This window comes from Stenotrophomonas acidaminiphila (genome assembly GCA_002951995.1).
GTDB lineage: Bacteria > Pseudomonadota > Gammaproteobacteria > Xanthomonadales > Xanthomonadaceae > Stenotrophomonas > Stenotrophomonas acidaminiphila_A.
In genome coordinates this window covers 2,154,132-2,175,728 of record CP019797.1, presented here as the reverse complement: position 1 = coordinate 2,175,728, position 21,597 = coordinate 2,154,132, and the positions used below count along the sequence as shown (strand labels likewise).

At 69.1% G+C, this 21,597-nt stretch carries 20 protein-coding genes and 1 pseudogene; 8 read left to right on the top strand and 13 right to left on the bottom strand.

Annotation, left to right across the window (positions count from 1 at the left end; genetic code table 11):
• Nucleotides 1–110 precede the first annotated feature (110 nt).
• The 5 genes from B1L07_09785 (at nucleotide 111) to B1L07_09765 (ending at nucleotide 8,387) form a co-directional block, all read left to right on the top strand.
• Nucleotides 111–5,090, top strand: coding sequence for a glutamate dehydrogenase (locus B1L07_09785; protein AUZ55329.1), 4,980 nt, complete (start codon nucleotides 111–113; stop codon nucleotides 5,088–5,090).
• Between the two features lie 269 nt (nucleotides 5,091–5,359).
• Entirely contained in the window at nucleotides 5,360–6,175 is an 816-nt protein-coding gene (locus B1L07_09780) for an NAD kinase (protein ID AUZ56539.1), read from the top strand.
• Nucleotides 6,176–6,225: 50 nt separating this feature from the next.
• Nucleotides 6,226–7,182, top strand: coding sequence for a 5'-nucleotidase (locus B1L07_09775; protein ID AUZ55328.1), 957 nt, complete (start codon nucleotides 6,226–6,228; stop codon nucleotides 7,180–7,182).
• Complete coding sequence (locus tag B1L07_09770; protein ID AUZ55327.1) at nucleotides 7,179–7,904, top strand: transferase; 726 nt, start codon at nucleotides 7,179–7,181, stop codon at nucleotides 7,902–7,904. Before B1L07_09775 ends, B1L07_09770 begins: the two co-directional genes overlap by 4 nt.
• 270 nt (nucleotides 7,905–8,174) lie before the next feature.
• On the top strand, nucleotides 8,175–8,387 hold the full coding sequence (locus tag B1L07_09765) for a DNA-binding protein (protein AUZ55326.1): 213 nt from the start codon (nucleotides 8,175–8,177) through the stop codon (nucleotides 8,385–8,387).
• Between the two features lie 730 nt (nucleotides 8,388–9,117).
• Here the strand turns inward: B1L07_09765 and B1L07_09760 are convergent.
• From B1L07_09760 to B1L07_09700, 13 genes and pseudogenes are all read right to left on the bottom strand, one after another.
• A pseudogene (locus tag B1L07_09760) lies at nucleotides 9,118–9,404 on the bottom strand (hypothetical protein).
• A 455-nt stretch (nucleotides 9,405–9,859) separates the two neighbouring features.
• Entirely contained in the window at nucleotides 9,860–10,411 is a 552-nt protein-coding gene (locus B1L07_09755; protein ID AUZ55325.1) for a hypothetical protein, read from the bottom strand.
• Nucleotides 10,412–10,427: 16 nt separating this feature from the next.
• Nucleotides 10,428–10,898 carry a hypothetical protein gene (locus B1L07_09750; GenBank protein ID AUZ55324.1) on the bottom strand — a complete coding sequence of 157 codons (471 nt, stop codon included), beginning with the start codon at nucleotides 10,896–10,898 and terminating at the stop codon, nucleotides 10,428–10,430.
• 74 nt (nucleotides 10,899–10,972) lie between these two features.
• Nucleotides 10,973–11,659 carry a TIGR02453 family protein gene (locus B1L07_09745; GenBank protein ID AUZ55323.1) on the bottom strand — a complete coding sequence of 229 codons (687 nt, stop codon included), beginning with the start codon at nucleotides 11,657–11,659 and terminating at the stop codon, nucleotides 10,973–10,975.
• Nucleotides 11,656–13,098, bottom strand: a complete 1,443-nt coding sequence (locus B1L07_09740) for an exodeoxyribonuclease I (protein ID AUZ55322.1) — start codon at nucleotides 13,096–13,098, stop codon at nucleotides 11,656–11,658. Before B1L07_09740 ends, B1L07_09745 begins: the two co-directional genes overlap by 4 nt.
• Nucleotides 13,099–13,183: 85 nt before the next feature.
• The gene (locus B1L07_09735; GenBank protein ID AUZ55321.1) at nucleotides 13,184–14,533 is read right to left on the bottom strand and encodes a kynurenine 3-monooxygenase; all 1,350 of its coding nucleotides are present in this window, start codon (nucleotides 14,531–14,533) and stop codon (nucleotides 13,184–13,186) included.
• Between the two features lie 41 nt (nucleotides 14,534–14,574).
• Entirely contained in the window at nucleotides 14,575–15,849 is a 1,275-nt protein-coding gene (locus B1L07_09730) for a kynureninase (protein AUZ55320.1), read from the bottom strand.
• A gap of 112 nt (nucleotides 15,850–15,961) precedes the next feature.
• Nucleotides 15,962–16,480 (bottom strand): 3-hydroxyanthranilate 3,4-dioxygenase, encoded by a 519-nt coding sequence (locus B1L07_09725; GenBank protein AUZ55319.1) that lies wholly within the window; start codon nucleotides 16,478–16,480, stop codon nucleotides 15,962–15,964.
• 16 nt (nucleotides 16,481–16,496) lie between these two features.
• On the bottom strand, nucleotides 16,497–17,159 hold the full coding sequence (locus tag B1L07_09720; protein AUZ55318.1) for a carbonate dehydratase: 663 nt from the start codon (nucleotides 17,157–17,159) through the stop codon (nucleotides 16,497–16,499).
• Between the two features lie 67 nt (nucleotides 17,160–17,226).
• A complete protein-coding gene (locus tag B1L07_09715) occupies nucleotides 17,227–17,937 on the bottom strand; it encodes a hypothetical protein (GenBank protein AUZ55317.1) in 711 nt (236 codons plus the stop codon).
• A 7-nt stretch (nucleotides 17,938–17,944) separates the two neighbouring features.
• Nucleotides 17,945–18,259, bottom strand: a complete 315-nt coding sequence (locus B1L07_09710) for a hypothetical protein (protein AUZ55316.1) — start codon at nucleotides 18,257–18,259, stop codon at nucleotides 17,945–17,947.
• Complete coding sequence (locus B1L07_09705; GenBank protein AUZ55315.1) at nucleotides 18,256–18,561, bottom strand: hypothetical protein; 306 nt, start codon at nucleotides 18,559–18,561, stop codon at nucleotides 18,256–18,258. The genes B1L07_09710 and B1L07_09705 overlap by 4 nt, the downstream gene beginning before the upstream one ends.
• 109 nt (nucleotides 18,562–18,670) lie before the next feature.
• A complete protein-coding gene (locus B1L07_09700) occupies nucleotides 18,671–20,065 on the bottom strand; it encodes an asparagine--tRNA ligase (protein AUZ55314.1) in 1,395 nt (464 codons plus the stop codon).
• A gap of 145 nt (nucleotides 20,066–20,210) precedes the next feature.
• On the opposite strand from B1L07_09700, the gene B1L07_09695 reads away from it, so the two are divergent.
• The 3 genes from B1L07_09695 (at nucleotide 20,211) to B1L07_09685 (ending at nucleotide 21,472) form a co-directional block, all read left to right on the top strand.
• Nucleotides 20,211–20,549 (top strand): Fe-S cluster assembly protein HesB, encoded by a 339-nt coding sequence (locus tag B1L07_09695; protein AUZ55313.1) that lies wholly within the window; start codon nucleotides 20,211–20,213, stop codon nucleotides 20,547–20,549.
• Between the two features lie 249 nt (nucleotides 20,550–20,798).
• Complete coding sequence (locus B1L07_09690; GenBank protein ID AUZ55312.1) at nucleotides 20,799–21,230, top strand: 30S ribosomal protein S6; 432 nt, start codon at nucleotides 20,799–20,801, stop codon at nucleotides 21,228–21,230.
• An 11-nt stretch (nucleotides 21,231–21,241) separates the two neighbouring features.
• On the top strand, nucleotides 21,242–21,472 hold the full coding sequence (locus B1L07_09685; GenBank protein AUZ55311.1) for a 30S ribosomal protein S18: 231 nt from the start codon (nucleotides 21,242–21,244) through the stop codon (nucleotides 21,470–21,472).
• Nucleotides 21,473–21,597: the final 125 nt, after the last annotated feature.

Here is a 21,597-nt window from a genome sequence, read left to right as displayed (position 1 = left end):
CGCTTGTTCTTTGGGGTGTTCGAAGGGGCCGATTGCGGCCCTGCAACAATGCTCTTTGAATGGCGGGGGCTACAATCGCGCCTCCCCAGGAGCCCACTGAAAGCTCAACCATGAAATCGCAAAACAACGCTGCCAAGTCCGCAAAAACGAAATCCCAACCGGCTGCCAAGCAGAGTGTTTCCGAGGCCGGCCTGTCCCTGGAGCCGGTTTTTGCGGCCTTGCGCAAGCGTTACCCCGCCGCGGCCCAGGCCCAGGCGATCGCCTTCGCTTCGGCCTTCTACAAGCGCATGGAGGCGGATGAGTTCGGCGCGCACCGTGCCGAGGACTGGGCGGCGCTGGCCGCCGGCATGCTGGAGTTCGCCCGCGTGCGCAAGCCGGGCAAGGCCAACGTCCGCGTGTTCAATCCGGGCCTGAAGACCGATGGCTGGGAAACCGCCCACACCGTGCTGCAGATCGTCAATGACGACATGCCGTTCCTGGTGGACACCGTTTCGCTGGCGCTGGCCGACATGGGCGTCGGCGTGCACGTGCTGGGCCACCCGGTGATCGCGCTGGGCCGCGACAAGTCCGGCAAGCTGACCAGCGTCGGCGACGGCCCGCTGGAGTCGGTGATGCTGCTGGAGATCGACCGCCAGCCGGCCGAGGCCATGGACGCGGTGGCCAAGCGCGTGGGCGAAGCGCTGGAGGACGTGCGTGCCATCGTCAAGGACTGGGAGCCGATGCGCGACAAGGCGCTGGCCCTGGCCGAAGACCTGGGCCAGCGCACCCTGCCGGTGAGCGATGAGTCGCGCCACGAGGCGCAGGAGTTCCTGCGCTGGGCCGCGGACAACCATTTCACCTTCTTCGGCTACCGTGAGTACAAGGTGGAGAAGCAGGGCCGCGAGGACGTGCTGGCCGCCCAGAACGGCACCGGCCTGGGCCTGATGCGCGGCAAGGACACCTCGGTGGCGCGCCCGGTCAAGGGGCTGGCCGCGCAGGGCCTGAACACCACCAGCGGCCTGACCGACGCGCTGATCCTGACCAAGACCAACGCCCGCTCGCGGATCCACCGCGGCGGCTACATGGATTACATCGGCGTGCTGGAATTCGACGCCAAGGGCCGCATCGTCGGCGAACAGCGCTTCCTCGGCCTGTTCACCTCCAGCGCCTACAACCGCCGCCCGTGGGAAATCCCGCTGGTGCGCCAGCGCTACGAGAACGTGATGAAGCGTTCGGGCCTGAGCCCGTCCAGCCACAGCGGCAAGGCGCTGCGCCACATCCTCGAGTCGCTGCCGCGCGAGGAGCTGTTCCAGTCCAGCGAGGACGAACTGTTCCGTACCGCGATGGGCGTGCTGGGGCTGCAGGAGCGCGTGCGCAGCCGCCTGTTCCTGCGCCGCGACAAGTTCAGCCGCTTCATTTCCGCGCTGGTGTTCCTGCCGCGCGAACGCTTCAACACCGACGTGCGCCTGCGCATCGAGGGCCTGCTGCGCGAGGCGCTGCAGGGTGAGTACGTGGATTCGAGCGTGGTGCTGGGCGATTCGCCGCTGGCCCAGGTGCACCTGATCGTGCGCCCCAAGGCCGGGCAGAGCCTGGATCTGGACACCGAGGGCCTGGAGAAGCGCCTGGCCCACGTGCTGCGCAACTGGCAGGACGACCTGCGCGAGGCGCTGGTCGCGCGCCACGGCGAAGGCGAGGGCCTGCGCATCGCCTCGCGCATCGGCAAGGCGCTGCCGGCCGGCTACATCGAGGACTCCAGCGCCGAGATCGCCGCCGCCGACGTGGCCCAGCTCGATGCGCTCACCGGCCCGGACGACCTGCGCCTGAGCCTGCAGGCCATCCACCGTGACGGCGGCGACGGCCTGCGCATGAAGCTGTACCGCCAGCTCAAGGACATCCCGCTGTCCGACGTGCTGCCGATGATGGAGAACATGGGCCTGCGCGTGATCGCCGAGCGCCCGTACCGGCTGATGGTGGATGACGCGCCGGTCTACGTGCAGGACTTCGAGGTCGAATCGACCGTCGGCGCGATCGACGCGGCCGCCGCCAGCGCCGCCTTCGCCGAGGCCTTTGCCCGGGTGTGGCACGGCGAGGCCGAGAACGACGGCTTCAACCGCCTGGTGCTGGCCACCGGCCTGGACTGGCGCCAGGTGTCGATGCTGCGCGGCTACTGCAAGTACCTGCTGCAGATCGGCGTGCCGTTCTCGCAGGCCTACGTCGAAGGCACCTTCAACCGCTACCCGCTGCTGGCGCGGCTGATCGTGGAGCTGTTCGAAGCCCGCTTCGACCCGGCACCGGCCGCCGACAAGGCCACCGCCGACGCGCAGCTGGCGCAGTTCAAGGCGCTGGCCGGCGGCGATGCCGCCACCATCAAGCTGCTCGAGGGCGTGGTCAAGGCGCGTGGCGGCAACCGCGATGCGCGCATGGCACTGGTGCATGACACCCTGGTCAAGCTGCTGGACGGCGTGTCCAGCCTGGACGAGGACCGCATCCTGCGCAGCTTCATCGGCGTGATCCAGGCCACGCTGCGCACCAGCTACTACATGCCGCGCAAGGACGGCCTGCGTGCCGACGGCGGCCCGGCCGACTACATCAGCTTCAAGTTCGACGCCGCCAAGGTGCCGGACCTGCCCAAGCCGCGCCCGTACCGCGAGATCTTCGTGTGCGGCCCGCGCGTGGAGGGCACCCACCTGCGCTTCGGCCCGGTGGCCCGTGGCGGCCTGCGCTGGTCCGACCGCCGCGAGGATTTCCGCACCGAGGTGCTGGGCCTGGTCAAGGCGCAGATGGTGAAGAACACGGTGATCGTGCCGGTCGGCTCCAAGGGCGGTTTCTACGCCAAGCAGCTGCCGGACCCGGCGCTGGACCGTGACGCCTGGTTCGCCGAGGGCGTGGCCTGCTACAAGCGCTTCATCAACGGCCTGCTGGACATCACCGACAACATCGTCGGCAACAAGATCGTGCCGCCGCAGGGCGTGGTGCGCCACGACCAGGACGACCCGTACCTGGTGGTCGCCGCCGACAAGGGCACCGCGACGTTCTCCGACACCGCCAACGGCATCGCACGCGCGCATGGCTTCTGGCTGGACGACGCCTTCGCCTCGGGTGGCTCGGTGGGTTACGACCACAAGGGCATGGGCATCACCGCGCGTGGTGCGTGGGAGTCGGTCAAGCGCCACTTCCGCGCGCTGGGCCGCGATTGCCAGAAGCAGGACTTCACCGTGGTCGGCATCGGCGACATGTCCGGCGACGTGTTCGGCAACGGCATGCTGCTGTCCGAGCACATCCGCCTGGTGTGCGCGTTCGACCACCGCCACATCTTCCTCGACCCGAACCCGGTGGCCGCGACCTCCTTCAAGGAGCGCGCGCGCATGTTCAAGGTGCCGCGTTCGAGCTGGGCGGACTATGACGCCAAGCTGATCAGCAAGGGCGGCGGCGTGTATCCGCGCTCGCTCAAGTCGATCGAGATCACCCCGCAGGTGCGCGAGGCGCTGGGCATCGACGCCGGCATCAAGTCGATGACCCCGACCGAGCTGATCAACGCCGCGCTCAAGGCGCCGGTGGACCTGGTGTGGAACGGCGGCATCGGCACCTACGTGAAGTCGGCCAGCGAGAGCAACGCCGATGTCGGCGACCGCGCCAACAACGGTCTGCGCGTCAACGGTGGCGAGCTGCGCTGCAAGATCGTGGGCGAGGGCGGCAACCTGGGCATGACCCAGCTCGGCCGCATCGAGGCCGCGCACAACGGCGTGCTGCTCAACACCGACTTCATCGACAACTCCGCCGGCGTTGATACCTCCGACCACGAGGTCAACATCAAGATCCTGCTCAACGACGTGGTGCGCGCCAAGAAGCTCACCGTCGAACAGCGCAACAAGCTGCTGGCGTCGATGACCGACGAAGTCGCCGGGCTGGTGCTGATGGACAACTACCGCCAGAACCAGGCAATCAGCCTGATGGAGCGGATGAGCGTCAAGCGCCTGGGTTCCAAGCAGCACTTCATCCGCACGCTGGAGCAGCAGGGCCTGCTCGATCGCCAGATCGAGTTCCTGCCGTCCGATGCCGAACTGTCCGCGCGCAAGGTGCGTGGCCAGGGCCTGACCCGTCCGGAGCTGGCGGTGCTGCTGTCCTACTCCAAGATCGTCGCCTTCCAGCAACTGCTGGAATCGGACATCCCGGAGGACCCGTACCTGTCCAAGGAGCTGCTGCGCTACTTCCCGCAGCCGCTGCAGAAGAAGTACGCCGACGCGATGAACGGCCACCGCCTGAAGCGCGAGATCATCGCCACCGCGGTGACCAACCAGACCATCAACCGCATGGGCGCCACCTTCCTGATGCGCATGCAGGAAGACACCGGCCGCAGCGTGGCCGAGGTCGCCAAGGCCTACACCATCAGCCGCGAGACGCTGGACGCGCGCGCGCTGTGGACCCAGATCGACGCGCTCGACGGCACCCTGCCCGAGGCCGTGCAGGTCGATGCCCTGGAAGTGATCTGGAAGCTGCAGCGTTCGTTCGTGCGCTGGCTGCTGAACCGTCCGGGCGCGATGCCGGACATCACCGCCGCGGTCGAGCGCTACCAGGGGCCGTTCAACGACATCCGCGTCGCCTCGGGCGTGCTGCCGGATTCGCAGCGCCCGGCCTACGAGGCCAGCGTCAGGCAGTGGAAGGAGAAGGGCCTGCCGGCGGCGCTGGCGCAGCAGCTGTCCGAGCTGCAGTTCCTGGAGCCGGCGTTCGACATCATCGAACTGGCCCGCACCCGCAAGCTCAAGCCGGTGGACGTGTCCAAGGTCCACTTCCGCCTGGGCGAAGCCCTGCAGATGCCGTGGCTGTTCGAGCAGATCGACGCGCTGGAGGTCAATGGCCGCTGGCACGCGGTCGCCCGTGGCGTGCTGCGCGACGAACTGGCTGCGCACCAGCGCAACCTGGCCGGCCAGGTGCTGTCGATGAAGGGCGGCAGCGCCGAGGCCAAGGTCGCCGCGTGGCTGGGCCGCGACGACAGCAGCCTGCGCTTCACCCTGGCGATGCTGGCCGAACTGGCCGAGCAGAAGACGCTGGACTACCCGACCGTGTCGGTCGCGGTGCAGCGCCTGGGCCAGCTGGCGGCGCACGGGGTTTGAGCCCGTGGTCGGGCCGGTTTTACCGGCCCGACCCACAAGTTCGCAGCGCGAACTTGTGGCACCGCCCTCGGTTTGCCTATCCCCGCGGCTGTCGCCGCGCCCCCTTAACAAAGGGGGCTTTGCGCCAGAACGTTGATAGAGAGGTGCCGACCGTTGGTCGGCACCTGCCGGATGAAGCACTGCGGCCAAGCCCGCTCCTGCCGCAGCACCCGTTGCTTTCGCAGGAGCGGGCTTGGCCGCGGTGCTTTCCAGTGCCTGGCCACGGCAGCATCCGCCGTGGCGGGTTATCCTCGGTAATCCCCACCGCAACCGACGATGGCCATGTCCCCCGCATCGCCTTTCTCGCCAGCACCACCGACGCCGCGCAGCAGGCCCGTGAACGCCTGGCCGCGCGTTACGGCGACCACGCCCCGGAGGCGGCCGACGTGCTCTGCCCGCTGGGCGGCGACGGCTTCATGCTGCAGACGCTGCACCGCTTCGGCAGCATGGGCAAGCCGGTGTTCGGCATGAAGCTGGGCACGGTCGGCTTCCTGATGAACCACCATCGCGACGACGACCTGCTGCACCGCCTGTCGCAGGCAGAGCCGGCGCACCTGCGTCCGCTGGAGATGATCGCGCGCACCGAGTCCGGCACCACGGTCGGTTCGCTCGCCTACAACGACGTGTCGATGCTACGGCAGACGCGGCAGGCGGCGCACATCGGCATCGACCTCAACGGCCAGCAGCGCGTGGAGGAGCTGATCTGCGACGGCGTGCTGGTCTCCACGCCGGCCGGCAGCACCGCCTACAATTACTCGGCGCACGGGCCGATCCTGCCGCTGGGTTCGAACACCATCGCGTTGACGCCGCTGGCGCCGTACCGGCCGCGGCGCTGGCGCGGGGCCATCCTCAAGGCCGAGACCGAAGTGCGCTTCCGCGTACTCGACCCCTACAAGCGGCCGGTCAGCGTCACCGCCGATTCGCACGAGACCCGCGACGTGGTGGAGGTCACCATCCGCGAGTCGCGCGAACGCCAGGTGACGCTGCTGTTCGACCCCGAGCACAATCTGGAAGAACGCATCCTCAGCGAGCAGTTCATGTTCTGAGCGGGTGCGCGGCAACAACGCCGGAAACGGCAAGGCAATGGATCAGGAACATGGGTGACAACACTCCCAGGCTGTTGACGGTGGCGGTGACCTCGCGGGCGCTGTTCGACCTGGAGGAAGGGCATGCGCTGTTCGAGCGCGAGGGCGTGGAGGCCTACGCCGCCTACCAGCGCGAGCACGAGGACGACGTGCTCAAGCCGGGCGTGGCCTTCCCGGTGGTGCGCAAGCTGCTGGCGCTGAACGAGGGCGCGCCGCTGGAGACGCCGCGGGTGGAGGTGATCCTGCTCTCGCGCAACTCGGCCGACACCGGCCTGCGCATCTTCAATTCCATCCAGCACTACGGGCTGGGCATCGTGCGCGCGACCTTCACCGCCGGCGAGCCGACTTGGCCGTACGTCAAGCCGTTCGGTACCGACCTGTTCCTGTCGGCCAACCCGGAATCGGTGCGGCGTGCGCTGGTGCATGGCATCGCCGCCGCCACCATCCTGCCGCGCGGCCCCGGCGAGGTCTCGGCGGCCGCGGCGGCCACCGATACCGGGCGGCCGCCGACGCAGCTGCGCATCGCCTTCGATGGCGACGCGGTGATCTTCGGTGACGAGGGCGAGCGCATTTCCCGCGAGCACGGGGTGGAGGCCTTCGGCCGGCACGAGCGCGAGCACGCGCATGCACCGCTCAGCGGCGGGCCGTTCCGCAGTTTCCTGTCGGCCCTGCACGCGTTGCAGGCCGCGTTCCCGGCCGGCGAGGAGGCGCCGATCCGGACCGCGCTGGTCACCGCGCGCTCGGCGCCGGCGCATGAGCGGGTGATCCGTACCCTGCGCGAATGGGGCGTGCGCCTGGACGAGGCGTTGTTCCTCGGTGGCCGCCACAAGGGGCCGTTCCTGGAAGCGTTCGGCGCCGACATCTTCTTCGACGACTCGCAGCACAACATCGACAGCGCGCGCCAGCACCACAGCGTCGCCGCCGGCCACGTGCCGCACGGCATCGCCAACGCCGACCGCGGCGGATGAGCGGCGGCGGGCACGCTTACGTCCGGCGGACCTGGCGGCACGTGGAACTGCAGTTCCAGGGCGACGTCACCCAGACCCGGATGTCGCGCTGGTTCCCGCAGCGCCTGCAGGTGGGTTACACCCGCAGCATGCTCGCCGCGCTGTGGCTGCACCCGGCGCCGCGGCATATCGGCATCATCGGGCTCGGTGGCGGCGCGCAGGCCAAGTTCTGCCACCGCTATTTGCCGCAGGCATGCATCGAGGTGGCCGAGAGCGACGCCACGGTGATCGCCCTGCGCGATGCGTTCCGCATTCCGGCCGACGATGCGCGGCTGCGGGTGGAGTGCATCGATGGCGCGCGCTGGCTGCGCCGCCATCGCGGCCGCTTCGACCTGCTGCTGCTCGATGCCTACGACGCGCAGGGCATTCCCGCGGCGCTGTCCACCCAGGCGTTCTACGACGATTGCCACGCGGCGCTGGGGGCGGACGGGGTCATGGCCAGCAACCTGTACGACACCGATACCCGCGGTCACCTGACGCGGCTGCGGCGCAGTTTCGACGGCCGCGTGCTGAAGCTGGACGAGCCGGGCATGAGCAACAAGGTCGCGATCGCCTGGAACGGTGCGCCGCATCCGGCGCCGGTGGGCGCCGCGCTGTCGGCGTTGCCGTGGGGCGCACGCGTGCAGCTGCGCGCCGGTTTCCAGCGCCTTGCGCGGGCATGGGCGCGGGTCGCACGGCACTGAGTCGTGTGTCTCCGGCGCTTTGCCCGGTGCCGGCGGCGGTGGCCATGCAGCGCCGGCCCCAGGCCGCAGCCTGAACCGCGGCCGGCGCCGGATTTGCTTTACGCGCGCCAAGCCTCTACCGTGGCCGTGCTGAATGACAAGGGTCACCTTGAATCGTGGCCCGATGCTGTAGAGGTTGCCTTCTACACTGTTGCACCCGCTTCTCAATTCTCCTTGGAATCAGCGTCCTGCCGCAGTCCGCGGCGCCCATCCGCAACAAGGAGTATTGAAATGTCCCAGTCCCAGACCGGTACCGTGAAGTGGTTCAACGACGCCAAGGGTTTTGGCTTCATCACCCAGGACGGCGGCGGTGAAGACCTGTTCGTCCACTTCCGTTCGATCGAATCGTCCGGCTTCAAGTCGCTGCAGGAAGGCCAGAAGGTCACCTACGTGGCGGTGAAGGGCCAGAAGGGTATGCAGGCCGACCAGGTCCGCGTGGTCTGACCGATCGGCGATCGCCCTGATCAGGAAGCCCGGCCTCGCGCCGGGCTTTTTCGTTGGGCCCCGGTGCGCCACGGATACCGCGCAGCCGCGGCGCTTTCGCGCAAGGCAGGCGCGTGGGCGAGGGTGCCGTGCATGGTCTGCGGGGCGACCCGCAGGCAGGCGCAGGTCGCGCGGGCACGGGCAATGGTGGCAATGCAGGGGCGCGGCCGCTGCGCTGCGGTTTCAGGGCATCTGGTGCTTACCTGCCGGGCGCCATGCGCGGCTGCGGCTGCACGCCCGCTGCACGGGCGTGGCCAGGGCGATCAGGACGCGGACGTCGGCGGGTCGGGCGTATCGGTCGCCTGGTTTGCGTTGGACGCGCGCTTCCTGGCGAGCTTCTCGTCTTTCTGCTTTTTCTTGGCCAGCTCGCGCTGGCGTTTCTCGTATGAGTAGTTGATCTTGGCCACGGTCGTCGTCTTCCGTTGGGGGAGGGGAGGTCAGGCCTTTTCCGGCGCGGGGTGGCAACCGCTGGCTTGGCGCCGCGGCCGGACGGCTTCGGGCTTTCTGGCTTGCCGCGCAAGGGGGTGTTGCCGAGGGTTTCAATCTTTCCGCCGGCACGGTCGAACGCGGCCAGGTCCTCGGCGATGCGTTCACGGGTCAACGGCCCCGACGAGGCAGGGCCGGCGAAGGCCGACGTCGTTTTCCTCGGCGCGGTGGAGCTGGATTTGCGGGGCGTGCTCATGAGCTTTCCTCAGGCCAGTGTGGATTCGATGGTGCGGCTTCCGCCGTGCGCGTAGGCCGCGCGCAGCGAGCGGCAGCAGGCGCCGCCCATGACGAAGGTTCTGCAGACCGCCGGCCGGCTTGCATGGATCCGGCAGTTCATCCGCTGCCCGTCCACCGCCACGCACCAGCCTTCGGGTCGCGGGCCATGACCCGCAGGCCGTGGACCCGGGTGGTCAGGTGGGCCGGCACGTCGTCCTCGCCGCCCAGTACCACGGTCTGGCGGCAGCACACCGCATCGCAGGACGTGCAGTGGATCGCGGCAGCCGCTTGACCGGCTGAGAGCTTCAGACCCGGTCTCCGTCGGGGCCGGGAGGCGCCGCGGGCAATGCCGGCGCCTGCCCGCGCGGATCGGCGACGACGCCGCTGCCGGGCCGGCCGGGTGCCGGTGTGTGGAAAGTGGAATGCGTGGTCATGGAGACTCCCGTTGAGCGGCCGTCCGGCGGTACCGGGCGGATGACGCAGGAAAGGGAGCGGAGCGGGCAACTGCCTGGGCGGCTGCGCGGAACGCGCGGGGCAGGCAGTGCCTGCATGGCCATGCTATCACCTGGCGACCCGGCCGGCTTCACGGAGTATGCTGTTTCCGGCAGGCACCGCTCTGGTGGCGAGTGCGGCCGACGCCGTGCGCTGGCGGATATCGGCCTGTCGTGATGCCGTTGCGGGGCCCTGGAGGCGACGTCCGGCCGGCACCTGTCGGGTCGGTGGCAGCGTCCTCAGCCGGGTGCGTCCAGCGGCAGGGTGATGTCGGTCAGGCGCCAACGCAGCCCCTGGCGGGACAGCACGAAGACCACGCGGCCGCCGTCCTCCAGCTGCCGGGTGGCGGTGAAGCGCGACAGCGATTCGTAATGCCCGCGTGCGCCCTGCAGCGGACGCGCCGGCGCCGGTGGGCCCCAGGTGTCGCCGTCGGCGGTGTCGCCGGTGGCGCGCTTCCACACCCCGTGTCCCTGCAGCAGGGCGGCAACCCCGGCCGGGGTGACCATCAGGTCCACCGCGGCGCCGCTCAGGCGGCCGGCGACGCCCAGTGCCATGGCGCCGAGCAGGCTGGACTGCATGTCGCTGCCGGCGCGCCGCACCAACTGGTCGTCGAGTTGCGCCTTGAGGTTGATCCGCAGCGCGGGGAAATCGACATGACGGGCAAGCCGCGCGGCGTCGCGCTGTGCGATCGCCTCGGAGATGCCATGGATCGCCAGCCAGGGCCCGGCGGCCACGTAGCCGGCGAGCAGCACCAGCAGCAGGGCGAGGGTTGCCAGCAGCCACTTCTTCATCAGCGGGCTCCGTGGCTCAGGCCGGCAGGTCGGGGTGGGACTCTGCCCAGCGCCGCAGCAGCACCAGGGTCTCGGCCCAGGCCTGGCTGCAGAAGCCCAGGAACTCGCTGTCCGGATCCCAGCCCAGGTGGCGGAACTCGAGTACGGTCATCGGTTCGCCCTCGTGCGGCAGGCCGCGCCACGCGCCGGGGCTGGCGCGGCGCGACAGCTCGAAGCGGATCTCGGTGCCGGTCCAGGCCGAGGCGGGGCTCTGTGCCGGGTGCCGGCTGATCACCTCCCAGCGCACGCAGTGCGCCGAGGTTTCCAGTACCTTCATGGCGACCACGCCATGCGCCGGACCGGGGTTGTGGCTGAGCACGGCATCGCCGTCGATCACGCTGGCGGTATGGGCGACCCACCAGTACCCCAGTCCGCGTGCGGTGGCCAGGCCGGCATGCACGGTGGCCAGTGGTGCGTCGATCCAGATCTGGTGATGGATGGCGGCCATGGCGGCGGCTCCGTCGGGCGTTGCCCGCTAGGGTGCCGCAAATCCACCGGCGTGGCGTGAATCCCGGTGCGCGGTCAGAACTCCAGGTCCAGCGCCGCGCACAGGTAGTCGACGAACGGCCCCAGCGCGGCGAGGTCGGCGGCGAGGGTCTGGCGCAGGCGCGGGCCGGTCATCACCGTGTCGTCCAGCGGGCGCCACAGCACCCAGTTGCGGTGCTTGAGGTCGTCGATGAACGCGAAATCGGCGGGAAAGCCACGCGGCGCGCGCACCAGTTTCTCGCTGGTCTCGAATGCATAGCGGCGGCGCGTGGCCGGCGCGTGCGCGGCGGCGCTCCAGCTGCCGGGGTTGTCGAAGATGAACTGGCGGATGCGGCGCTGCGTATCCGGCTCCGGGTGCCAGATGCCGGCACCCACGAAGCTCTCGCCCGGTGCCAGGTGGATGTAATACGACGGCGCCGGCACCTGCTTGCGGCGCTCGTGGAACAGGCGCGCCCCCTGCCAGGTCTTGTACGGCGTCTTGTCGCTGGAGAAGCGCGAGTCGCGGTAGATGCGGAACAGCGAGCCGCCGACGGTGCGCGGGTCGGCGCGGAAATGCGTGCTGACCTGCGCCAGGTCCGGCTGCAGGTCGGCGATCAGGCGCAGGAACGGCTGCCGCACGTGCTCCTCGTACTCGTGCTTGTGCTCGGCGAACCACGGCTTCTCGTTGTGGCGGGCGAGCCCGCGCAGGAAGGTGAAACTGGCGTCGCTGAAGTATCGGCTCATAGCGATTGCTGCAGGTTCTGGCCCCACTGGTCCAGTGCATCGAGCAGGGCCAGCGCGGCGGGGTTGTCGTGGTGTTCGGTGCGCAGGGCAAGCACCTGCGCGAAGTAATCGGGCAGGGTCTGTTCGCCGAGCCCGGGGCTGTCCAGCAGGCGCTGGCGGCGATAGCCGTTCCAGCGCGTGCGCTCGCCGGGGTCCAGGGTCTGCGGGTGGTTGCGCGCGCGATAGCGGAACAACAGCTCCGGCAGGCGCGGGTCGCGGAAGCTGGCGGCCATCTGCGCCAGCGCCTCGGGCGGGCAGGCGCGCACGCGCGCCAGCTGCGCGCGGTCACCCTCGGCCAGGAAGCCGTCGTACAGCGCGCCATCGGGATCGGGCGGGCCCTCGGCCGGGCGCTCGCGGGCGAATACCCGGCGCACCTTCTCGGCCAGCGCCGGGCCATGCGCGCGCAGCTGCGCGGCGCGCGCCTCGGTCGCCGCCGGGTCGATGCCCAGCCGCTCGAAATCGGGCGCGCGCAGGTGGTTCCAGGCCACCAGTGCCGGCACCTTGTTCAGGTGCACTTCCTTGAGCGGAATGCGCTGCTGGCCCTCGGGCAGGTCGGCGGCACGGGTGTACAACCGCTGCGTGATCTCCTCCACCGACAGGTCGAGCAGCGCCTGCGGATCGGCGTCCAGGTCGAACACGATCACCCGGTTGCCGATGTGCGGGTGGGTGGCCAGCGGCAGCACCGGCGCCGCGCACAGGCGGCTGGCGGGGTAGCGCATCGAGATGTGCAGCGCCGGCTGCATCGCCACCACGTCCAGCAGGCCGGCGACGAAGCGCTTGTCACGCAGCTTCAGGGCGTAGTCCCACATGCGCGGCTGCGCGCGGCGGAACGCGCGGGCCATGCCGATGGTGGCATACACGTCGGACAGCGCCTCGTGCGCATCGCCCTGGCGTACGCCGTTGGCCAGCGCCAGGTGTTCCAGCTTGAACGAGGTGGCGCCGTCCTCGCGCCGTGGCCAGTGGATGCCCTCTGGGCGCAGCGCGTGTACCAGCCGCAGCATGTCCAGCAGGTCCCAGCGCGAATTGCCGCCGCGCCACTCGCGCTCATAGGGGTCGAAGAAATTGCGGAACAGGCCGTGGCGGACGAACTCGTCGTCGAAGCGCAGCGTGTTGTAGCCCAGCGTGCAGGTCTGCGGGCGCGCCATCAGTTCGTTGATGCGCGCGAATGCCTCGGCCTCGCTCACGCCCTCGGCCAATGCACGCTGCGGGGTGATGCCGGTGATCAGCGTGGCGACCGGCGAGGGCAGCAGGTCGTCGGCCGGCCTGACGAAAAAACTCGCCGGTTCCTCCACCACCTGCAGCTGCGCGTCGGTACGCACCGCGGCGAACTGCGCGATGCGGGTGCGGCGCGGGTCCTGGCCGAAGGTTTCGAGGTCGTAGAACAGGAAGGTCTCGGGCATGGGGCTTACCGTCGGGCTGCCGCGCCCGCCGGGCGTGGCGGCGGTGGCGTCCCCTGGCGAATGCGGCGCTGCGGGGCAGGGATCATCAGTGCGCGCCCTCCAGCACCGGCAACTGCGCGTGGATGGTCTTTTCCAGCGCGGACCAGTCGATGCCGGCCAGGCTGGCATGGCCGGCGGTGGCCTCGGCCAGGATCCGCTGCTGCAGCCGGGTGCGTTCCAGCGCCAGCGCGTAGGGCGTGTGCAGGAAGGTCACCATGGTGTAATGCGGCACGAAGCGCGTGGGCCAGCGCCGCTGCAGTTCCTGTTCCAGCTCGCGCTGCAGCAGGAAGGTCGGATCGGCGACGCGGTCGCGCATCTCCAGGTAGTTGTCCAGCGCCATCTGCTGGATCGCCGCGGCATTGGGCTTGCGCTCGGTCTCGAACGCGGCGAACGCCCGGGCGCTGTCCGGGTGCGTTTCCAGCAGCTCGGCCAGCGCCACGCAGTCCTCGAAGGCGCAGTTCATGCCCTGGCCGTGGAACGGCACCATCGCGTGCGCGGCGTCGCCCAGCAGCACCGCCTTGCCGCCGAGGTGCCAGCGCTCCAGGTACAGGGTGCCGAGCAAGCCCGGCGGGTGCTGCTCCCAGTCGCGGCGCAGGTGCGGGATCAGCGGCAGCGCATCGGCGAACTCGCGCGCAAACAGCGCCTCGGCCTCGGCGCCGCTGCGTACGCTGGAGAACCCCGGGTCGCCTTCATTGGGCAGGAACAGGGTGACGGTGAAGGTGCCTTCGTCGTTGGGCAGGGCAATGCACATGTAGCGGCCGCGCGGCCAGATGTGCAGGGCGTTGGCCTCGATCTGGAAGCTGCCATCGGCCCCGGGCGGGATCTCCAGCTCCTTGTAGGAGTGGTCCAGGAACTCGGTGCGTTCGCCCAGCGGCGACTTGCGGTTCATCGCCGCGCGCAGCGCCGAACCGGCGCCGTCGGCACCGACCAGCGGGGTGTCGAAGTGGATGTCGTGCGGGCTGTCGTCGCGGTCGTCGATGAAGCGCGCATAGCCGGCATCGAAGTCCACCGTGTGCAGGCGATGGTGGAAATGGAAGCGCGCGCCGGCGTCCTCGGCCAGCTGCAGCAGGGTGACGTTGAGGTCCTTGCGGTGCACCGACCAGATCACTTCGCTGTCGTCGCGGCCGTAGCGCTGCAGTTGCGGCGGGGCGCCGTCGCGCGGGTGCACCATGCGCCCGCGCATCATCACCGTGCGCGCCATCACCGCGTCCTCCACGCCGGCGCGGCGCAGCGCGTTGCGCCCGCGCTCGGCCAGCGCCAGGTTGATCGACCGGCCACTTTCGTAGTCGGCCACCCGCGGATCGCCGCGGCGTTCGTAGACGGTGACGCGCCAGCCGCGGCGCGAGAGCAGGATCGCCAGCAGGGAGCCGGCCAGGCCGGCGCCGATCAGGGTCAGGTGACGCGGGGGGAAGCGTTCAAGTCATTGTTTCCGGGGAATCAGGGGCCGGCCCAGGCCTCCACTTCCTCGACGAAGCGCAGCACGTCGCGGTAGCGGTTGTACATCGGGGTCGGGGAAATGCGGATCACGTCGGGTTCGCGCCAGTCGCCGAGCACGCCGACCGACTGCAGGTATTCGAACAGCGAGCGTCCCTGTTCGCGCCCGCCGGCCACGCGCAGCGACAGCTGGCAGCCGCGCCGCGCCGGCTCGGCGGGGGTGATGATCTGCAGCACGTTGGGCAGGCGCGCGCGGACCAGGGTCTCCAGGTAGCCGGTCAGGCGCAGCGACTTGGCCCGCAGCGCCTGCATGCCGGCCTGGTCGAACAGCTCCAGCGACGCGCGCAGCGGCGCCAGGCCGAGCACCGGCGGGTTGCTCAGCTGCCAGCCTTCGGCACCGGCTTCGGGCACGAACTCCGGGGCCATGCGGAAGCGCGTCGCCTGCTCGTGGCCCCACCAGCCGGCGAAGCGCGGCAGCGTGGTGTCGTGGGCGTGGCGTTCATGCACGAAGCAGCCGGCGACCGCGCCCGGGCCGCCATTGAGGTACTTGTAGTGGCACCACACCGCGAAATCGGGGGCGACCTCATGCAGCGCCAGCGGCACGTTGCCGACCGAGTGCGCGAGGTCGAAGCCGATGTTGGCGCCATGCGCGCGTGCCAGCCGGGTAATCGCCTCCAGGTCGAATGCCTGCCCGGTGCGGTACTGCACGCCGGGCCACAGCACCAGCGCCACGCGCCGGCCATGCTCGGCCATCGCCTGCTCGATCGCGGCCATCGACAGCGTGCCATCGGCTTCGTCCGGGCGGACTTCGATCAGGTCGGTGGCCGGGTCGAAACCGTGGAAGCGGATCTGCGCCTCGACCGCGTGGCGGTCGGTGGGGAACGCGCCGGCTTCCATCAGGATCGCCGGGCGCTCGCGGGTAGGCCGGTAGAAGCTGACCATCATCAGGTGCAGGTTCACGCTCAGCGTGTTCATGGCCACCACTTCCAGCGGCTGCGCGCCGACCACGCGGGCCAGCTGGTCGCGCACCAGGCGGTGGTAGTTCATCCAGTGGGTCGGGCCGGTGAAGTGGCCCTCGACGGCGATGCGCGCCCACAGGTCCATGACCTCCTGCACCATCGCCTGTGCACCGCGCGGCTGCAGGCCGAGCGAATTGCCGACGAAGTAGGCCTGGTCGGCGCCCTGGTGCTGCGGAAACAGGAACTGGCCACGCAGGTGGCGCAGCGGATCGGCGGCATCGAGCGCAGTGGCATGGGCCGGGGACAGGCGTTCGTTCATCGGGGCGCGCGCATTGAAGACGTGCCCGCAGTGTACCGCCCGGTCGCGGTACGCGGTTGCAACCGGGGCCACGGCCAGGCGCCCGCGCCTGGCAGTGGCTGCCGGGCGCGGCTCAGTCCTGCACGGCCGGCAGCGGATGCACCGTGCCGCAGGCCGCGCAGGTGCGATGCGCCAGCGAGGAGTGGAAGCGGTCGAACACCTTGGGCAGGTCGGTTTCGATGTTGCCCAGGTGGAAGAACTCCTCGTACAGCTTGTGGTTGCAGTGCTCGCAATGCCAGGCCACGCCGTCGAGCTCGTGCGGCAGGCGCTTGCGCTCGACCACCAGGCCGATGCCGCCGGGCGGGCGCCGCGGCGAATGCGGCACCCGTGGCGGCAGCAAGAAGATCTCGCCGGCACGGATCGGGATGTCGCGCACACGGCCGTCTTCCTGCACCTTCAGCACCATCTCGCCCTCGAGCTGGTAGAACCACTCCGGGCCTTCGTCGTAGTGGAAGTCGGTGCGCGCGTTGGGGCCGCCGACCACCATGACGATGAAGTCGCCGTTGTCGATCATCCGGTTGCCCACCGGTGGCTTGAGCAGGTGGCGGTTGTCCTCGATCCAGGCGTGCAGGTTGATCGGCGCGGCGAGCATGGTCGGTTCCTGTGGGTCAGTCGCGCCGGCCCTGGCGCGGTACGAAGGCCAGGGCGTTTTCGTAGGCCTGCTTGAGGTCTTCGGCCGCGCCCACGTCGATGCCCATCTCGCTGACGCGTCCGTCCTTCAGGCTGTAGACCCAGCCGTGCACCATCAGCTTCTGGCCGCGGGCCCAGGCATCCTGGACGATGGTCGATCGGCACAGGTTGGCGACCTGCTCGATCACGTTCAGCTCGCACAGGCGCGCATGCCTGAGCTCGTCGTCCTCGATCGCGTCCAGGATCGCCGCGTGCTTCTGCACCACGTCACCGACATGGCGCAGCCAGTTGTCGGCCAGGCCGACGCGGGTGTTGTGCAGGCAGGCATGCACGCCGCCGCAGCCGTAGTGGCCGACGATCAGGATGTGCTTCACCTTCAGCTGGTCCACCGCGTACTGGACTACGCTCAGGCAGTTCAGGTCGCTGTGCGCCACCACGTTGGCCACGTTGCGGTGCACGAATACCTCGCCCGGCGCCATGCCGATGATCTGGTTGGCCGGCACGCGCGAGTCGGAGCAGCCGATCCACAGGTATTCGGGGTGCTGCTGCTTGGACAGCTGCTGGAAGAAATCGGGATCCTCGCGGGCGATGCGGTCGGCCCATTCGCGGTTGTTCTGCAGCAGCTTGCGGATGTCTTTCATTTCGGGTGTTCCTGACGTTGAGGGGTGGAAGGCGCGGCGGTGGCCGCGTCGTCGGGAAACGGGGCGTTCAGTGGCCCGCGGCGGCCTGTTCGCGGTAGCGGCGCATCCACTGCGCCAGCTCCCGGGAAGCGGGGCCTGGCAGCCGTTCCAGCGCGGCGATCACCGCCTGCTGGTTGGCGTCCGGTTGGTTCTGGCTCATTTTCAGCTTGATCTGGACCTGCTCGACCTGGAAGCGGAAGCCGACGATGCCGCGCAGCTGGCGGCGCTGTTCGTCGCGCTCCGGTGCGAAGCGCCAGTCCTGGCCGACGCCGGCCTCGAAGCGCGCGCTGAGCGCGCCGACCAGTGCGGCCAGCGCGTCCTCGCCGTCGAAGGGTTGCAGGCGTCCGCGCAGTTCGGCGCTGGCATAGTTCCAGGTCGGCACGCGCGCGGCCGCTTCCTGGTGCGCACCCCGTCCATGGGATGCGCCCTCCGGGCCAGCCTGCGGCTGTCCAACGCCGTTCCCGACGGCGTTGTCTGGATACCAGCTCGCCGACACATAGCCGTGCGGGCCATCGACCAGCACCTTGGCGGCGCCGGCATGACGCGCCTGCGGGTTCGCCCGGGCCCAGTGGCCGAGCAGTTCAATGCGTTCGCCGTCGCGCCGGTACAGTACCGGCAACCGGGTCAATTCGGGCAGGCCGTCGGCGCCGGTGGTCAGCACGGTGACGAACGGGTCGCGCTCCAGCAGGCGATCCAGCCAGACCAGATCATGCTCGGCGAAGGCGCGTGGGGTGAACATCGGCCGCTCAGGCGCGCCCGCCCAGCGACTGCACCATGCGTCCGCGCAGCTCGGCGTCGCTGCCGGCCTGCGGTGGCTGGACTTCATGCAGCGAGAAGCCGCGCGCCAGCGCGTCCTCCTCGTCCAGCCCGTCCCAGGCGACGAACTCGGCGTCGAACAGCTGCGCGCGCGCGGTGTCCTCGCTGTCGTAGCTCAGGGTATTGCCGTCGCTGTCCAGCACCTCGGCGGTGCCGGCCGGGCGCACGCGCAGCCGCGCCCATACCAGGGTGGTGCCGAGGCTGGCCAGCCACCACTGGTCGGCGCAGGTGTCGATGTCGTTCATTTCAGTACCAGGGAGTAGAGCCAAAGCAGTCCGGCCATGCCCAGCCCGGCCCAGATCACCCACAGCGCGATCCGCGCCGGGGTGGCCAGGCCGCTGAGCGCGCGGTCGTCGAGCGTGCGGTAGGCGCCACCGACCAGCCAGCGCAGTGCCTTGCCGTCGAGGAAGGCGAAATCGCCGAAGCCGGCGGCGACCGCCGGGTGGCGGTCACGGACATGCACCAGGGTGAGCGGCCAGAAGATCAGGAACGCGCTGAACCCGGCGATGGCCACGCCGACGAAGCACAGGGCGAGGAAGAGCGTCATGGCAGGAGTGAGTGAAAAGGAGTGGGAAGTGAGAAACAGCGGCGGCTGCCCACTGCCGGGAGGTCTGCTTTTTTCTCTCTTCTCACTTCTGTTTCCTCACTTTTGCTCCTCAGAATTCCGCCGAGCCCGGCGCGCGCGGGTAGGGGATCGCATCGCGGATGTTGGACAGGCCGCAGACGTAGACCACCAGCCGCTCGAAGCCCAGGCCGAAGCCGGCGTGCGGCACCGAGCCGTAGCGGCGGAAATCGCGGTACCACTGGTAGTGCTCCGGATCCAGGCCGAACTGCGCCATGCGCGCGTCGAGGATGTTCAGGCGCTCCTCGCGCTGGCTGCCGCCGATGATCTCGCCGATGCCCGGGGCCAGCACGTCCATCGCCGCGACGGTCCTGCCGTCGTCGTTCAGGCGCATGTAGAAGGCCTTGATGTGCTCGGGGTAGTTGGTCACCACCACCGGGCGGCCGACATGCTCCTCGGTCAGCCAGCGCTCGTGCTCGGTCTGCAGGTCCAGGCCCCACTCGACCGGGTAGTCGAACTTCCTGCCCGACTTCTGCAGCAGGCTGACCGCATCGGTGTACTCGATGCGCTCGAACGGCGCGTTGACGAACGTCTCCAGGCGGGTGATGGCGTCCTTCTGCACGCGCTCGGCGATGAAGGCCATGTCGTCGGCGCGCTCGTCGAGCACCGCGCGGAACAGGTACTTCAGGAAGTCCTCGGCCACGCGCGCGTCCTCGGCCAGGTCGGCGAAGGCGATTTCCGGCTCCACCATCCAGAATTCGGCCAGGTGGCGGGTGGTGTGGCTGTTCTCGGCGCGGAAGGTCGGGCCGAAGGTGTAGACCTTGCTCAGCGCCAGGCAGTAGGCCTCGACGTTGAGCTGGCCGGACACGGTCAGGAAGGTTTCCTTGCCGAAGAAGTCGCGGCTGAAATCGATGCCACCGTTCTCGCCGCGCGGCAGGTTGGCCAGGTCCAGCGTGGAGACGCGGAACATCTGCCCGGCGCCCTCGGCGTCGGAGGTGGTGATGATCGGCGTGCTGATCCAGTAGTAGCCGTTCTCGTGGAAATAGCGGTGCACGGCCTTGGCCAGGCAGTCACGGATGCGGGTGACCGCGCCGAACAGGTTGGTGCGCGGGCGCAGGTGCGCCACTTCGCGCAGGAACTCCGGTGACATCGGCTTGGGCTGGATCGGGTAGGTCAGCGGGTCCTCGACCCAGCCGACGATCTCCAGGTTTTCGCCTTGGATCTCGAAGCTTTGGCCCTTTCCCTGCGACTTGACCAGCTTGCCGGTGGCGATGACCGAGCAGCCCGGGGTCAGGCGCTTGATGTCGTCGAAATTGGCCAGGGCGTCGGTGGCCACGACCTGGATCGGGGCGAAGCCGGAGCCGTCGCTGACATTGACGAAGGCCAGCCCGTTGGAGGCACGGACCGTGCGAACCCAACCGCGAACCGTGACTTCTCCGCCTTCCGGGATCTTCCCGGCCAGGGCGTGCGCAACGCTGACCACCGTCATGACTTGAATCCTCTGCTGATCGACTCGATCTATGAACGCGGAATTCTAGCGGCTGCGCGGCCGGACAGGCGAGGGATCCGCCATCCGGGGCCGGTACAGCCGGGTTTTCCTATAATTGCCCCGCAATCCCCGGAGTCGCTTGCCCATGGCCATCCACCTCACCCCTGTCGCTTTCGCCCGCGTGCAGCGCTTCGTCGCGCAGACCCCCGGCGCGCTGGGCCTGCGTTTCGGCGTGACCCGCACCGGCTGTTCGGGCTGGGGCCACACCACCGACCTCGCCCGTGAGCAGCGCGAGGACGACACGGTGTTCGAGCAGGACGGCGTGCGCATCTTCGTCGACGCCGAGAGCCTGGCCCTGGTGGACGGCACCGAGATCGATTACGGCAAGCAGGGCCTGAGCGAGACCTTTTTGTTCAGGAATCCGAACGCCACCGCTGAGTGCGGGTGCGGCGAGAGCTTCACCACCGACGCCGACAAGGCCTGATCCGGCGTTCCGCCCGGTTGCCGGGTCCAGGCGGCTGCCGGCCGCGGCCCGGGCATGTCCATGGCCCGGCGGGCAGGGCCGGGCGGCACCCGGTTCAGGTTGTCCGGTGACCGCTCGATTGCCCGGCCACCCCATCTGCGCCATAATGCGCGGCTTCCTGCCTTCCGGGGCGGGAGTCCTTGCCCCACCGCGGTCTCAACGGCGGGGGCTGTCCGGCCCGAGAGGGCTACATCCGAAAGGTAGAAAAACATGAGTCGTCATTACGAAGTCGTGTTCCTGGTCCACCCGGACCAGAGCGAACAGGTTCCGGCCATGGTCGAGCGCTACAAGGCGCTGGTCGAGGGCGGCAACGGCAAGATCCACCGCCTGGAAGACTGGGGCCGCCGCCAGCTGGCGTACCCGATCCAGAACCTGGTCAAGGCCCACTATGTTCTGATGAACATCGAAGCCGACCAGTCGGTGATGAACGAACTGACCGAAAGCTTCCGTTTCAACGACGCCGTGCTGCGCAACCTGGTCATCAAGCGTGACGAGGCCGAGACCGAGCAGTCGCTGATCATGAAGAGCAAGGACGAGAAGGGCGACAAGCCCGAGCGTGGCGAGCGCCGTCGTCGTGACGACGAAGAAGCTGCCAATTCCAACAATGAAGAAGCCGGCGACGACGCCGCCTCTGCCGAATAAGGAGTCAGCTCATGTCCAAGTTCTTCCGTCGCCGCAAGTTCTGCAAGTTCACGGCTGAAGGTGTGAAGGAGATCGATTACAAGGATCTAAACACCCTGCGCCAGTACCTGACCGAGAACGGCAAGATCGTGCCGAGCCGCGTCACCGGCACCAAGTCCAAGTACCAGCGTCAGCTGTCCACGGCGGTCAAGCGCGCCCGTTTCCTGGCGCTGATCCCGTACACGGACAACCACGACGTCTGAGTGCAGAAGTGAGTGCGGCGCATGCGCCGTAGAAGTGAGGAGTGAGATGTTTTCTCTCGCTTCTCACTCCTCTTGACTCACTCCTGGCCCCACCCGTCCATTCGGACAGCAAGCGTTGCGGTGTC

What these genes read in the sequence shown, in the direction of transcription:
- B1L07_09785 (AUZ55329.1), top strand. Translation starts at nt 111, where the DNA reads ATGAAATCGCAAAACAACGCTGCCAAGTCCGCAAAAACGAAATCCCAA.
- B1L07_09775 (AUZ55328.1), top strand. Translation starts at nt 6,226, where the DNA reads ATGGGTGACAACACTCCCAGGCTGTTGACGGTGGCGGTGACCTCGCGG.
- B1L07_09770 (AUZ55327.1), top strand. Translation starts at nt 7,179, where the DNA reads ATGAGCGGCGGCGGGCACGCTTACGTCCGGCGGACCTGGCGGCACGTG.
- B1L07_09765 (AUZ55326.1), top strand. Translation starts at nt 8,175, where the DNA reads ATGTCCCAGTCCCAGACCGGTACCGTGAAGTGGTTCAACGACGCCAAG.
- B1L07_09755 (AUZ55325.1), bottom strand. Translation starts at nt 10,411, where the DNA reads ATGAAGAAGTGGCTGCTGGCAACCCTCGCCCTGCTGCTGGTGCTGCTC.
- B1L07_09750 (AUZ55324.1), bottom strand. Translation starts at nt 10,898, where the DNA reads ATGGCCGCCATCCATCACCAGATCTGGATCGACGCACCACTGGCCACC.
- B1L07_09745 (AUZ55323.1), bottom strand. Translation starts at nt 11,659, where the DNA reads ATGAGCCGATACTTCAGCGACGCCAGTTTCACCTTCCTGCGCGGGCTC.
- B1L07_09740 (AUZ55322.1), bottom strand. Translation starts at nt 13,098, where the DNA reads ATGCCCGAGACCTTCCTGTTCTACGACCTCGAAACCTTCGGCCAGGAC.
- B1L07_09730 (AUZ55320.1), bottom strand. Translation starts at nt 15,849, where the DNA reads ATGAACGAACGCCTGTCCCCGGCCCATGCCACTGCGCTCGATGCCGCC.
- B1L07_09725 (AUZ55319.1), bottom strand. Translation starts at nt 16,480, where the DNA reads ATGCTCGCCGCGCCGATCAACCTGCACGCCTGGATCGAGGACAACCGC.
- B1L07_09720 (AUZ55318.1), bottom strand. Translation starts at nt 17,159, where the DNA reads ATGAAAGACATCCGCAAGCTGCTGCAGAACAACCGCGAATGGGCCGAC.
- B1L07_09715 (AUZ55317.1), bottom strand. Translation starts at nt 17,937, where the DNA reads ATGTTCACCCCACGCGCCTTCGCCGAGCATGATCTGGTCTGGCTGGAT.
- B1L07_09710 (AUZ55316.1), bottom strand. Translation starts at nt 18,259, where the DNA reads ATGAACGACATCGACACCTGCGCCGACCAGTGGTGGCTGGCCAGCCTC.
- B1L07_09705 (AUZ55315.1), bottom strand. Translation starts at nt 18,561, where the DNA reads ATGACGCTCTTCCTCGCCCTGTGCTTCGTCGGCGTGGCCATCGCCGGG.
- B1L07_09700 (AUZ55314.1), bottom strand. Translation starts at nt 20,065, where the DNA reads ATGACGGTGGTCAGCGTTGCGCACGCCCTGGCCGGGAAGATCCCGGAA.
- B1L07_09695 (AUZ55313.1), top strand. Translation starts at nt 20,211, where the DNA reads ATGGCCATCCACCTCACCCCTGTCGCTTTCGCCCGCGTGCAGCGCTTC.
- B1L07_09690 (AUZ55312.1), top strand. Translation starts at nt 20,799, where the DNA reads ATGAGTCGTCATTACGAAGTCGTGTTCCTGGTCCACCCGGACCAGAGC.
- B1L07_09685 (AUZ55311.1), top strand. Translation starts at nt 21,242, where the DNA reads ATGTCCAAGTTCTTCCGTCGCCGCAAGTTCTGCAAGTTCACGGCTGAA.